The 12,950-nt window shown below is 71.7% G+C and carries 9 protein-coding genes; all 9 read left to right on the forward strand.

Annotated elements, in window-relative coordinates; genetic code table 11:
* Positions 1–2 precede the first annotated feature (2 nt).
* Positions 3–1,937, forward strand: coding sequence for an asparagine synthase (glutamine-hydrolyzing) (gene asnB, locus NW895_RS16675; protein ID WP_289936332.1), 1,935 nt, complete (start codon positions 3–5; stop codon positions 1,935–1,937).
* Between the two features lie 17 nt (positions 1,938–1,954).
* Entirely contained in the window at positions 1,955–4,132 is a 2,178-nt protein-coding gene (locus NW895_RS16680; protein ID WP_289936333.1) for a bi-domain-containing oxidoreductase, read from the forward strand.
* Entirely contained in the window at positions 4,129–6,087 is a 1,959-nt protein-coding gene (locus NW895_RS16685) for an alginate lyase family protein (protein WP_289936334.1), read from the forward strand. The genes NW895_RS16680 and NW895_RS16685 overlap by 4 nt, the downstream gene beginning before the upstream one ends.
* 148 nt (positions 6,088–6,235) lie before the next feature.
* Positions 6,236–7,771, forward strand: a complete 1,536-nt coding sequence (locus tag NW895_RS16690) for a right-handed parallel beta-helix repeat-containing protein (RefSeq protein WP_289936335.1) — start codon at positions 6,236–6,238, stop codon at positions 7,769–7,771.
* A gap of 1 nt (position 7,772) precedes the next feature.
* Positions 7,773–9,008, forward strand: a complete 1,236-nt coding sequence (locus NW895_RS16695) for an O-antigen ligase domain-containing protein (protein WP_289936336.1) — start codon at positions 7,773–7,775, stop codon at positions 9,006–9,008.
* 2 nt (positions 9,009–9,010) lie between these two features.
* A complete protein-coding gene (locus tag NW895_RS16700; RefSeq protein WP_289936337.1) occupies positions 9,011–10,255 on the forward strand; it encodes a glycosyltransferase in 1,245 nt (414 codons plus the stop codon).
* Complete coding sequence (locus NW895_RS16705; protein ID WP_289936338.1) at positions 10,252–11,502, forward strand: class I SAM-dependent methyltransferase; 1,251 nt, start codon at positions 10,252–10,254, stop codon at positions 11,500–11,502. Before NW895_RS16700 ends, NW895_RS16705 begins: the two co-directional genes overlap by 4 nt.
* The gene (locus NW895_RS16710; protein WP_289936339.1) at positions 11,499–12,305 is read left to right on the forward strand and encodes a glucose-1-phosphate cytidylyltransferase; all 807 of its coding nucleotides are present in this window, start codon (positions 11,499–11,501) and stop codon (positions 12,303–12,305) included. Before NW895_RS16705 ends, NW895_RS16710 begins: the two co-directional genes overlap by 4 nt.
* Positions 12,302–12,949 (forward strand): PIG-L deacetylase family protein, encoded by a 648-nt coding sequence (locus NW895_RS16715; protein ID WP_289936340.1) that lies wholly within the window; start codon positions 12,302–12,304, stop codon positions 12,947–12,949. Before NW895_RS16710 ends, NW895_RS16715 begins: the two co-directional genes overlap by 4 nt.
* Position 12,950 lies beyond the last annotated feature (1 nt).

The raw sequence follows: 12,950 nt of genomic DNA on the forward strand, positions 1-12,950 counted from the left end.
ACATGTGTGGCATCGCAGGCGCATACCGATGGCCGGACGGGAAGGCCGTGACCGACCGGCTCACCGACACCCTCGCCCACCGCGGCCCGGACGGGGCGGGCCGGTACAGCCACCCGGCCGGTGACGGCGAAGTGCACCTCGGGCACCGCCGGCTGGCCATCATCGACCTGTCCGGGACCGGCGCCCAGCCGATGGTCTCGGGCGGCCTCGCCCTGACGTACAACGGTGAGCTGTACAACGCGCCGGAGCTGCGTGCCGAGCTGGCAGCCGCCGGGGTGCGCTTCCGCGGTACCTCCGACACCGAGGTGCTCCTTGAGGCCTGGCGGCGCTGGGGCACGGACTGCCTGCCCCGGCTGCGCGGCATGTTCGCGTTCGCGGTCTTCGACGAGCGCACCGGTGATCTGGTGCTCGCCCGCGACCAGCTCGGCATCAAGCCGCTGTTCCTGCTCCGGCGCGGCGAGGGCCTGGTGTTCGCCTCCGAGCTCAAGGCGCTCGCCGCCGCGACCGGCGGGTCGCTGGAAGTGGACCATGCGGCGCTGGTGGCCTCGTTGCTGTACTACTGGGTGCCGGACTCGCGCTGCGCGTTCCGCGAAGCGGAGAAGCTGCCGCCGGGGAGCTGGCTCAGGTGCCGGCCCGACGGCCGGGTGGAGCGCGGCCGGTTCTGGCATCTGAGGGACGTCGCCGCCGAGGGCCGGGAGCGGGCCCGCAGCGGCGAGCGGCCGGACCTGGCCGCCATCGTCGAGGAGTCGACCCGGCGCCACCTGCTCTCCGACGTACCCGTGGCGACCTTCCTGTCCGGCGGCCTCGACTCCAGTTACCTGACCGCGCTGGCGGCCCGCCACCAGCCAGGGATCTCGGCTTACACGATCGGATTCCGTGCTCAGGACGCCAAGTTCGAGGCGATGCCGGACGACCTGCGCTATGCCCGGCAGGTGGCCGAGCGGTTCGGCGTCGACCTGCACGAGATCGAGATCGCCCCGAATGTGCTCGACCTGCTGCCGCAGATGACGTACCACCTGGACGAGCCGATCGGCGACCCCGCCGCGATCAACACCTTCCTGATCTGCTCGGCCGCCCGGGAGGCCGGGGTCAAGGTGATGCTCTCGGGGATGGGCGCCGACGAACTGTTCGCCGGTTACCGCAAGCACCTGGCCAACCTGGTCGCGCTGCGCTACCAGCGCGTGCCGCGACCCCTGCGGCGAGGGGTGTCCAGGGCAGTGGACCGGCTGCCGGTCGCGACGAGCCGCCGGGGGTACCGGTCGGTGCGCTTCGCGAAGCGGTTCCTCTCCTTCGCCGATCTGCCGGAGGAGACCGCGTTCCGGCGCAGCTACACCATGTACGACCGGGACGAGCTGCTCGCCCTGATCGATCCGGACCTGGCCCAGGCGGTCGAGGACGTGCTGACCGAGCACGCGGACATCTACCGGGACAACGACCTCGACGACTTCGTCAACCGCATGTGCCTGGGCGACGCCCGGATGTTCCTGCCGGGCCTGAACCTCGCCTACACGGACCGGTCGAGCATGGCCGCGTCGACCGAGGTGCGGGTGCCGTATGTGGACGTCGAGGTGGTCAAGGCGGCGTTCGCCGTCCCCGGTGATCGCAAGATCGTCGGACGGCAGGGCAAGGCAGTCCTCAAGGAGGCGGCCGGCTCGATCCTGCCCCGGGAGATCGTGTACCGGCCCAAGGGCCTGTTCAGCGCCCCGCTGCGCGCCTGGATGAGCCGGGATCTGGCACCGCTGGTGCGCGAGGTGGTCAACGACGGCGAGCTCGTCCGCTCCGGGTTCCTGCGCCGCGACGCGCTTCGGCGGCTCGTCGCCGAGGACGCCGCCGGGCATCGGGACTTCTCCAAGCATCTGTGGCACGTGCTGACCCTTGAGTACTGGTATCGCGGCGCGACCTCCGGGTCCGGCCAGAACTCTCCCTTGACGGCGTAGAGACAAGAGGACTTCGGGTGAAACAGGTTGTGCAGAACTACAAGAGCGGCGAACTGGCGCTGCTCGACGTGCCGGTGCCGGGGTGCAAGCCGGGTGGTGTGCTGGTCAGGACCGCCTACTCGCTGATCTCCACGGGGACCGAGCTGATGAAGGTGTCCGAGGCCGGCATGTCGATGGTGGGCAAGGCCCGCTCCCGGCCGGACCAGGTGGCCAAGGTCATGCAGAGCGTGGCCACCAACGGGGTGCCCGCCACCTACCGCAAGGTGATGGGCAAGCTGGACTCCTACACGCCGCTGGGCTACTCGCTGTGCGGGGTGGTCGAGCAGGTCGGCGCCGGGATCGACGAGGTGAAGGTCGGCGACCTCGTGGCCTGCGCCGGCAACGAGCACGCCTTGCACGCCGAGCTGAACTGGGTGCCGAAGAACCTCTGGACCCCGGTACCGGACGGCCTCGCACCGCGGTACGCGGCCTTCGGCACCGTCGGGTCGATCGCGCTCCAGGGCGTCCGCCAGGGCGGGCCGCAGCTCGGCGAAGTGGCCCTCGTCATCGGCCTCGGGCTGATCGGGCAGCTGGTGGTGCAGCTCCTCGCCGCCTCGGGCGTCCGCGTCGTCGGCGTCGATCCCGACCCGGTGCGCTGCGAGCTCGCCGAGCGCCTGGGCGCCGCGGCCTGCGGCGACCCCGCCTCCGCGGCCGTGGAGAACTCGGTCGCCGAACTCACCGGCGGTCACGGCGTGGACCAGGTGTACCTGGCAGCGGGCGGCGGCAGCAACCAGCCCGTCGAGCTGGCCGCCCGGCTCTGCCGGGACCGCGGCCGGGTGGTCGACATCGGCAAGTGCCGCCTGGACCTGCCGTGGAACGCGTACTACGAGAAAGAACTCGACGTCCGGTTCTCCCGCAGTTACGGCCCCGGGCGCTACGACCCGGAGTACGAGCTTCAGGGGCGCGATTACCCGATCGGCTACGTGCGCTGGACCGAGCGCCGCAACCTGGCGTGCTTCCTCGATCTCCTCGCCCGCGGCAGCGTCGACGTGGAGCCCTTGGTCTCCCACATCGCCGACTTCGACGACGCGGTCGAGACGTACCGGCGTCTGAAGGACGGCGACCTGAAGGCCGTGGCTGTGCTGTTCCGCTACCCCGAACACGCGGGGGAAGCGGCAGCCCCGGCCGTGGCCGTGCCCGCGGTGAACGTGAAGCGGAGTCCGGCCCGGGCCGCCGAGGCGCCGGTGCGGCTGGCGTTCGTCGGCGCGGGCACCTACGCGACGTCGATGCTGCTGCCGCACCTGGCGCAGCGCGACGGCGTCGAGTTGTCCACGGTCGTCACCACGACGGCGCTGTCCGCGGCCAACGCGCAGCGGAAGTTCGGCTTCGCCGGGGCGACCACCGATCTCGACGCCGTGCTCGGCGACAAGTCCATCGACGCGGTGTTCGTGGTCACCCGGCACAGCTCGCACGCCGAACTGACCCGGAAGGCGCTGCTGGCCGGCAAGACGGTGTTCGTGGAGAAGCCGTTGGCGCTCACGGAGGACGAACTGGCCGGCGTGCTCGCGGCGGTGGAGGAGTCCGGCAACGACCGTCTGCAGGTGGGCTTCAACCGCCGGTTCGCACCGCTGCTGCGGGAGGCCAAGCAGCGGTTCGGCGCCCGGACCGGTCCGGCGAACCTCCGCTACCTGGTCAACGCCGGCCGGCTGCAGCACGGCAGCTGGTATCTCCAACAGGGCACCGAGGGCTCACGGTTCGCCGGCGAGGGCGGGCACTTCATCGACACGGCGAGCTGGCTGCTCGACGCCGATCCGGTCTCGGTGTACACGGTCGCCACGTCCGGCAACGAGGACCTCCACGTCGTGCTGCGCTACCCGGACGGGTCCACCGCCACCATCAGCTACGTCACCACCGGGCCGGCCGGCTTCCCCAAGGAGACGCTGGACCTGATCGCGGACGGCAAGGCGCTGCGGCTCGACGACTTCGTCCGTGCCACCGTTCACGATGGCCGCCGCAAGCGGTGGGTCGGTTCGCGGCTGCCCAAGGGCCGGGACAAGGGCCAGAACGCCGAGCTGGCCGCGTTCGTGAAGGCCGTGCGGACCGGCGGCCCGATGCCCGTGCCGCTTCAGTCGCTGGTCACCACCACGGCGGCCACCCTCGCCGTGCGGACCGGCCTGGCGGGCGGCGCGCCGGTGACGCTGGCGAGGACGCGATGACCATGAGCGCGGGCTGGTACCTGCGGCGGCTGTCCCGGATGGGACCGCGGGAGGTCGGCGGCCGGGTGGGCGACGCGGTGCGCAGGCGGCGGTGGCGGTCGGCACGGCCGCAGTGCCCGGGCGTGACCGGCGCCCGGTTCACCGCGGTGCTGCCCGCAGGGGCGATCGAGGCGGTGCCACCGGACGCCGCGAAACGTCTCATCGCCGAGGCGGACCGGCTGATGGCCGGGCACGCCGAGTATTTCGGGGTGGACCGCGACGACCTGGCCGACCCTGACTGGTGGTACGACCCGAAGACCGGGCGACGTGCTCCGTGGGGCTACGCCTTCGACGTGCCGTACCGGAACGAGGACGCGGTCGGGGACATCAAGCAGATCTGGGAGCTGTCCCGGCATCAGTACCTCACCGTGCTCGCCGCCGCCTACGCGATCACCGGTGACGAGCGGTACGCCGAGCGGGTGGCCGCGCACCTGCGGTCGTGGTGGGCGGCCAACGCGCCGCTGCGCGGAGTGCACTGGACCAGCGGCATCGAGCTGGGGATCCGGCTGCTGTCCTGGGTGTGGATCCGCCGGCTGCTCGACGGCTGGCCGGGCGTGGCCGGGCTGTTCGAGGACAACCCGGTGGCGTTGAACCAGATCTGGCACCACCAACGCTGGCTGGCCGCCTTCCCCAGCCGGGGATCGTCGGCGAACAACCACGTCATCGCCGAGGCCGCCGGGCAGTTCGCCGCGGCCTGCGCGTTCGGGTGGTTCCCCTCCTCGGCACGTTGGCGGGCCGACGCACTGCGGTCGCTGGAGCGGCAGCTGCGCAGCAACACCTTCGGCTCCGGGCTCAACCGTGAGCTGGCATCCGAGTATCACGGACTGGTGCTGGAGCTCGGCCTGGCCGCGGTGGCCGAGGCGGATGCCGCAGGCAGTCCGGTCCCCGCGTCGATCCGGCTGGTGCTGCTGCGGATGACCGACGCGCTCGCGGCCGTCGTGGACAGCCGGCTACGGCCGCCGCGCCAGGGGGACGCGGACGACGGTCACGGTCTGGTCGTGGACGGCGCGGGCACCGACCGGTGGGCCTCGCTGCTGGCCACCGGGGACGCCGTGTTCGGCCGGCTCGACTGGTGGCCGGTGGTGACCGGCACCGATGTGCGCACCCCGCTGCTGGCCGCGCTCATCCGGCCGTACGCGGAAAAGGGAACGGCACCGGCTCTGACCCGCCCGGCAAGCCGACCGGCCCACTTCGCCGACGCGGGGCTCACCATCCTGCGCGGTCCGGAGGAGATCTGGTGCCGCTGCGACGGCGGTCCGCACGGCTTCCTGTCCATCGCCGCGCACGCCCACGCGGACGCGCTGTCCGTGGAGGTCCGGCACGACGGGGTCGACGTGCTCGCCGACCCGGGGACGTTCTGCTACCACGGGCAGCCGGAGTGGCGGCAGTACTTCCGGTCGACCCTCGCCCACAACACCCTGCAGCTGGACGGCGGTGACCAGTCCGTCTCCGGCGGCCCGTTCCTGTGGACCCGGCATGCCCGCAGCCGCGTCCTGGCCGTGGACACCTCCGGTGACGGGGTGGCCCGCTGGTCCGCCGAGCACGACGGTTACCAGCCCTCCGTGCACCGCCGCCGGGTGGAACTGACCGCCGCGAGCCAGGAGTTGAGGATCGTCGACGAGGTGCGCGGCCCGCGCCGGGCCGTACGGCTGGCGTTCCACCTCGGCCCCGCGATCACCGCGGATCTGGAGGGGAACCGGGCACAGCTCACCTGGACCCGGGACGGCGAGGACCGCTCCGCGGTGCTCGACCTGCCCGCGCGGCTGTCCTGGCGGGCGCATCGCGGCGAGACCGATCCGCCGCTGGGCTGGTACTCCCCCGGCTTCGGGCGCAAGGAGCCCAGCACGACGCTGATCGGCACCGGCTTCGCCGACGGCGCGGAGGGGTTCACCACCGTACTCGGGTTCCGCGGCTAGGGGGCTTGGGATGGAGGTCCGCGGAGGAAGGAGCGCCCGCCGCGCGGCGGACGAAGACCGCAGTCGGTGCTCCCCCGCTTCGGTGGGGGCGCGCGCCGGGCGTCGCGACGCCGCGGAGATCCGTCAGCAGCCCCCTCGGGGGAGACGCGTGGGGGTCAAGTGGCGGAATTGGGCGTGGCCGGCGGCACCGCTGGGGCTGGTCCTGCTGGCTGCGACCGGCTGTACGAGCACGCCGGGTGCCCCGGCGGAGGCGTCCGCCTCGCCCTCCACGTCCGGGGCCCGGTCCGCCGTGGGCCGGGTGTGCGCCGAACCTGCGGCCGGGCCGGCGACGGCGCCGAAGGGCGCGGTGACGGTCGATCCCGCGGTGGTCGGTGACCTGGCCGCGAAGACGCGGAACAGCCCCCCACACACCACGTTCTGGCTTCGACCGGGCAGGCACAGGCTCGAACCGGAACGCTACGCCCAGGTCGTTCCCAAGGAGGGGAACCGCTACCTCGGCGCGCCGGGCGCGGTGCTCGACGGCCGGAGGAAGAACCAGTACGCGTTCGGCGGCAGTGCCCGCGACGTCACCATCCGCCATCTGACCGTGCAGGGTTTCGTCCCGCCGCACGACGAGGGCGCGGTCAACCATGGCTCGGCCGACGGGTGGGTGATCGAGCACGCGAAGATCCAGTACAACTCCGGTGCCGCGCTGATGGCCGGTGCCCGCCAGCAGGTCCGCGCCAACTGCCTGCGCGGCAACGGCCAGTACGGCATGAACGCGTACAAGGAAGGCAACTCCATCCGGGACCTGGTGGTCGAGGGCAACGAGATCGTGGGCAACAACACCGACGACTGGGAGCGGCGAAAGCCCGGCTGCGGCTGCACCGGAGGCATCAAGTTCTGGGCCGTCGACGGCGCCGACATCCGCGGCAACTGGGTGCACGACAACCGCGGAACCGGGCTGTGGGCGGACACCAACAACAACGACTTCCGCATCGAGAACAACGTGCTGGAGGCCAACGACGGTGCCGCGCTGATCTACGAGATCAGCTACAACGCGGTCATCCGGAAGAACACCATCCGGCGGAACAACTGGGTCGAGGGCCGCAGGAACGCCGACCGCGGCGACAGCTTCCCGTTCGCGACGGTCTACCTGTCCGAGGCCGGCGGCGAGCCACGGATCGACGCCCGCACGGACAAGATCGAGATCTACCGGAACGTGCTGGAGAACAACTGGAACGGGATCACCCTGTGGGAAAGCGCCGACCGGTTCTGCAACAGCCCGGCCAACACCTCGTCCGGTGACTGCACGTTGCTGGTGAAGGACACCGACCGCTGCAAGAGGCCGGCCATCGCCACCGCACCGCTCTATGCAGACTGCCGGTGGAAGACCCAGCGGGTGGACATCCACGGCAACCGCTTCGTGCTGGACAAGTCCGTCCTCGACTGCACGGTGAAGTGCGACCGGATGGCGGTGCTGGCCAACTACGGCACCTATCCGGACTGGTCGCCGTACAAGGGCGACGGGGTGGCCCGGGCGATCACCCGCGAGCAGCACAACCGCTGGCACGACAACGTCTACGTCGGACCTTGGAGGTTCGTCGCCCACGACCCGAGCCGGGTGTACGACTTCGCGCGGTGGCAGGGCACTCCGTACCAGCAGGACGCGGGCAGCACCCTGGACCCAGGGGCCGGTGGTTGAGATGACGGCGGATCACACACCGAAGAGCGTCGGGATCGTCTGGGCGCTGCTGGGCCTCAACACGCTGGGCTCCGCCGGGGCGCAGACCATCGTCCCGCTGCCCCGCTCCCTGATCCAGCTGGTCACCATGGGCTCGCTGGCCGCCGCGTTCACGCTGGCGCTCGCGCTCAATCTCCGGCTGCGCATCCGGGCCAGCGCCTTCCTGCTCCTGCTCACCCTGCTGCTGGTACCGAGCGTGATCTCCAGCGTGGACCTGGAGTCCGGCTTCGGCGCGCTGTTCCGCTGCGCCCGGCTGGCTGTCTTCGTCTGCACGCTGTGGCTGCTCAGCCGCTGGTGGGACGGCAGCCTGACGTTCGTCCGGTACCACATCCGGATGTACTTCGCGGTGCTCGGGTCGGTGGTCGCCGGCCTGGTCATCTCGCCGGGCGCGGCCATGCCGGAGCTCTACGGCGGGCGGCTGGTCGGCGCGTTGTGGCCGCTCACCCCGCCGCAGATCGGCCAGTACACCGCGGTGATCACCGGGCTCACCGTGCTGCTCCTGCTGGGCCGCCGGACCGACCGGGCGAGCGCGGCGGTCGTCATCGTGCCCTCACTCGTCCTGCTCGCGCTGACCCATACCCGGACGGCCACGCTCGGCCTGCTCATCGGGCTGGTCCTGGCGGTCGGCTCGCTCGTCCTGACCAGCGCAGCCGCCCGCCGGTTCTTCACCTGGTCGGTGCTGTGCGCCACGGTGGCCGCGGTGGGGTTCGCCTCCGCGCTGCGGACGTGGTTCCTGCGCGGCCAGTCCCAGGAGAACTTCACCAGCCTCACCGGCCGGGCCAAGGTCTGGGACGCCCTGCTGGCAGCGCCCCGGACGACCCGGGAGAAGTTGTTCGGCGTGGGCCTGGGCGACAAGTCGTTCGACGGGCTGCCGATCGACAACAGCTGGCTGGCCGTCTACAACGAGCAGGGTCTGACCGGCGTCACGCTGGTGGCGGCGTTCATCATCGTGCTGGGCGGTGTCGCGTTGCTGCGGCCACCGTCGCTGCCCAGAGCCTGCGCGGTCTTCCTGATCAGCTACGTCGCGATCTCGTCGTACACCGAGGCCGGGCTGGGGGACGCCTCGCCGTATCTGCTGCATCTGGCCCTGGCCGCCACGCTGCTGGCGGCACCTGCCGAGGCCACGCCCCACTCGACGCCCGAAGTCCCCCGACGACACCGTATCCCGCGCTGGACCCGGGACCGGGAGGTGGCCTGACCATGCACGTACTCGTGGTGCACAACCGGTATTCCTCGGCGCAGCCGAGCGGGGAGAACAGGGTCGTCGACGAGGAGGTGGGGCTGCTGCGCGCGGCCGGCCACCGGGTCGAGGTGTTCGAGCGGCGCAGCGACGACATCGCCACCCGGTCCCTGCTGGGCAAGGCCGCGGTGCCGCTGCTGGTGCCGTGGAACCCGGCGGTCCGCGCGGAACTCGCCGCGCGGCTGCGCGCCGAGCGGCCGGACGTGGTGCATGTCCACAACGTCTTCCCGCTGCTGTCGCCCGCGGTGCTGGCCGCCTGCGCCGACGCCGGCGTGCCCGCCGTCGCCACGCTGCACAACTACACCCAGGTCTGCCCGCCCGGCACGCTGCAGCGGGACGGCCGGACGTGCACCGAGTGCGTCGGGTCGGCGGCGGCCCTGCCCGCCGTCCGGCACGGCTGCTACCGGAACTCCCGGCTGGCGACGGTGCCGCTCGCGGTCAGCCTGTCGGTCAACCGGCGGCGGTGGTGGTCCGGCGTGGAGCGGTTCTTCTGCGTCTCAGCCACGCAGCGCGATGTCCTGGTGCGGGCCGGCATGCCACCCGGGCGGCTGGCGGTGAAGCACAACTTCGTGCCCGACCCGGGTGCCCGCCGAGCGGACACCGGCGAGCATCTGCTGTATCTCGGCCGGCTCGCGGAGCCCAAGGGCATACGGCTGCTGATGGCCGCGTGGGACGAGATCGCCGCGGCCGGCGGAGTCGGCGTACCGCTCGTGGTCGCCGGCGCGGGGCCGCTGGAGCGCCGGGTGACCGCCTGGGCGGCGGGCCGCGACGACGTGCGGTACGTCGGCCTGTTGGACCCGGCGGAGTCCCGGCGGGCCGTCGCGCGGTCGGTCGCGGTGGTGGCTCCCTCGATGGCCCTGGAGACCTTCGGCCTGGTGGTCGCGGAGGGGATGGCGGCGGGGGTCCCGGCCGTCGCCGCCGGTCACGGCGCCTTCGTCGAACTCGTCGAGGACGGGGTGACCGGGCTGCTGCACCGGCCTGGCGATGCCGCCTCGCTCGCGGACCGCATACGCCGGATCACGGCCGAGCCCACCCGCAATGGGGAGATGGGCCGGGCGGCCCGGCGCCGTTACGAACAGCACTTCAGCCCGTCCGTCGGGCTGGAGCGTCTGGTGGAGGGGTACCGCACCGCGATCGCGGGTCGGTCAGCACTGGCTCGTGGCGGGGACACCCGCACGAGCAGGGGGGATGGAGACAGTAGATGACACGATGCCGACTCTGCGGCTCGGAAGCGATGGCGAGCGTCGTCGATCTCGGGGCGACGCCACCGTGTGAGAGCTTTCTCGCCGCGGACCAACTGGACCAGCCGGAGCCGGCGTACCCGCTGCACCTGCGGGTCTGCACCGACTGCTGGCTCGCGCAGATCCCTCCGCTGATCACGCCGGAGGAGACGTTCACGCAGTACGCGTACTTCTCCTCCTACTCGACCTCCTGGGTGGAGCACGCGCGCACGTTCGTCGCCGACGCCGTACAGCGGGTGGGTCTCGGCCCCGACGCCTTCGTGGTCGAGGTCGCGAGCAACGACGGGTACCTGCTGAGGCATGTGGTGGACCGGGGGATCCGCTGCCTGGGCATCGAGCCGTCGGTGAACGTCGGCGCCGCGGCCCGGGAGGCGGGTGTACCCACGCTCACGGAGTTCCTGAGCCCGGACACCGGCTCGGCCGTCCGCGCCGAGCGCGGCCCGGCGGACCTGGTCGTGGCCAACAACGTGTACGCGCACATCCCCGACGTGGTCGGGTTCACCCGGGGGCTGCGCGCCCTGGTCGCCGACGACGGCTGGGTCTCCATCGAGGTACAGCACCTGCTGACCCTGATCGAGGAGAACCAGTACGACACGATCTACCACGAGCACTTCCAGTACTACACGGTCGCGTCCGCGACCCGGGCGCTGGCGAGCGGCGGACTCACGCTGGTGGACGTCGAACTGCTGCCCACGCACGGCGGCTCCGTCCGGCTGTGGGCCCGGCCGGCCGAGGTGGCGGGAGAGCCGAGCCGGCGAGTGGCCGACGCGCTGGCCCGGGAGAAGGCCGCCGGGCTGCAGGAGCTGTCCGGCTACACCGAGTTCTCCGCCCGGGTGGCCAAGGTGCGCCGGGACCTGCTGAAGTTCCTCATCGAGGCGGCCGAGCGCGGCGAGACGGTCGTCGGCTACGGCGCCCCAGGCAAGGGCAACACCCTGCTCAACCACTGCGGCATCCGGCCCGACCTGCTCCCGTACACGGTCGACCGCAACCCCTACAAGCACGGCCGGTTCACCCCGGGCACCCGCATCCCGATCCTGCCGCCCGAGCAGATAGCCGCCGACCGACCGGACTACGTCCTCGTCCTCCCGTGGAACCTGCGGGCCGAGCTGGTCGAACAGCTGTCCTACGTGCACGAGTGGGGCGGCCGGCTGGTCTTTCCCATCCCGGAACTGAGCATGGTCGAGGTCGCGTCCCGAAAGGTCACAGCATGAAGGTCGTTCTGTTCTGCGGCGGTTACGGGATGCGGATGCGAAGCGGTGCCGCCGACGACGTGCCCAAGCCGATGGCGATGGTCGGCCCGCGACCCCTGATCTGGCACGTCATGCGTTACTACGCGCACTTCGGGCACACGGAGTTCATCCTGTGCCTCGGGTACGGGGCGCACCACATCAAGGACTTCTTCCTCAACTACGAGGAGACGACGTCCAACGACTTCGTGCTGCGGGGCGGGCGGACCGAGCTGCTGTCCACCGACATCTCGGACTGGACGATCACGTTCGCGCAGACCGGCATCGAGTCACCGATCGGCGAGCGGCTGCGCCGCGTGCGGCACCACCTGGACGGCGAGGAGATGTTCCTCGCCAACTACGCCGACGTGCTCACCGACGCCCCGCTGCCGGAGATGATCGACCGGTTCGCCCGGCGCGACGCCGGTGCGTCGATGATGGTGGTGCCGCCGCAGTCCTCGTTCCACTGCGTGGAGTTGGGCGAGGACGGCCTGGTGGGCGGCATCACCGCGGTGAGCGAACTGCCGCTGTGGGAGAACGGCGGCTACTTCGTGCTGCGCCAGGAGGTCTTCGACCACATACCGGAGAACGGGGACCTGGTCGCCGACGGATGCGCCCAACTGGCCAAGCGCGGCCGGCTGGTGGCGCACCGGCACCGTGGCTTCTGGAAGCCGACCGACACGGTGAAGGAGCGGGCCGCGCTCGACGCCGCCTACGCCCGGGGCGACCGCCCGTGGGCCGTGTGGGAACGGGACGGTGCGGGAGCGGGCGCCGGGGTGACCGCGTGATCCGGCTCGGGGCCGGGCGCCTGGACCGGATCGTCGCGGTGGGCGCGCACTGCGACGACATCGCCATCGGCGCCGGCGGCACACTGCTGACGCTGTGTCATGCCCGGCCGGGTCTCCGCGTCGACGCGCTGGTCCTCTCCGGCGGCGGCACCGAGCGGGAGCAGGAGGAGCAGGCCGCGCTCGCCGCCTTCTGTCCGGGCGCCGACCTGCGGCTGACCGTGCACAAGCTGCCGGACGGCCGCATGCCCGTGCACTGGGACGAGGCCAAGGCCACGGTCGAGGAACTGCGCGCGCAGACCGACCCCGATGTGATCCTGGCCCCGCGCACCGACGACGCCCACCAGGACCACCGCGGCCTGGCGAAGCTGATACCCACCGCGTTCCGCGACCACCTGGTCCTCGGCTACGAGATCGCCAAGTGGGACGGCGACCTCGGCCGGACGGCCGCGTACCAGCCGCTGTCGCCGGAGATCGCCGAAGAAAAGGTGCGGCTGCTGCAGGAGCACTACGCCTCGCAGCGGCACCGGCCCTGGTACGACCGCGAAGCCTTCCTCGGACTGGCACGAATCCGCGGCATCGAATGCCACGAGCGCTACGCCGAGGCGTTCGCCGTCACCAAACTCACGCTCAACCTGGGGGGTTGAA

It is taken from the genome of Streptomyces sp. S.PNR 29, assembly GCF_030386795.1.
In the GTDB taxonomy this organism is placed as follows: domain Bacteria; phylum Actinomycetota; class Actinomycetes; order Streptomycetales; family Streptomycetaceae; genus Streptomyces.

Coding starts and splice junctions, on each gene's coding strand:
- NW895_RS16700 (WP_289936337.1), top strand. CDS start 9,011: ATGCACGTACTCGTGGTGCACAACCGGTATTCCTCGGCGCAGCCGAGC.
- NW895_RS16695 (WP_289936336.1), top strand. CDS start 7,773: ATGACGGCGGATCACACACCGAAGAGCGTCGGGATCGTCTGGGCGCTG.
- NW895_RS16685 (WP_289936334.1), top strand. CDS start 4,129: ATGACCATGAGCGCGGGCTGGTACCTGCGGCGGCTGTCCCGGATGGGA.
- NW895_RS16710 (WP_289936339.1), top strand. CDS start 11,499: ATGAAGGTCGTTCTGTTCTGCGGCGGTTACGGGATGCGGATGCGAAGC.
- NW895_RS16705 (WP_289936338.1), top strand. CDS start 10,252: ATGACACGATGCCGACTCTGCGGCTCGGAAGCGATGGCGAGCGTCGTC.
- asnB (WP_289936332.1), top strand. CDS start 3: ATGTGTGGCATCGCAGGCGCATACCGATGGCCGGACGGGAAGGCCGTG.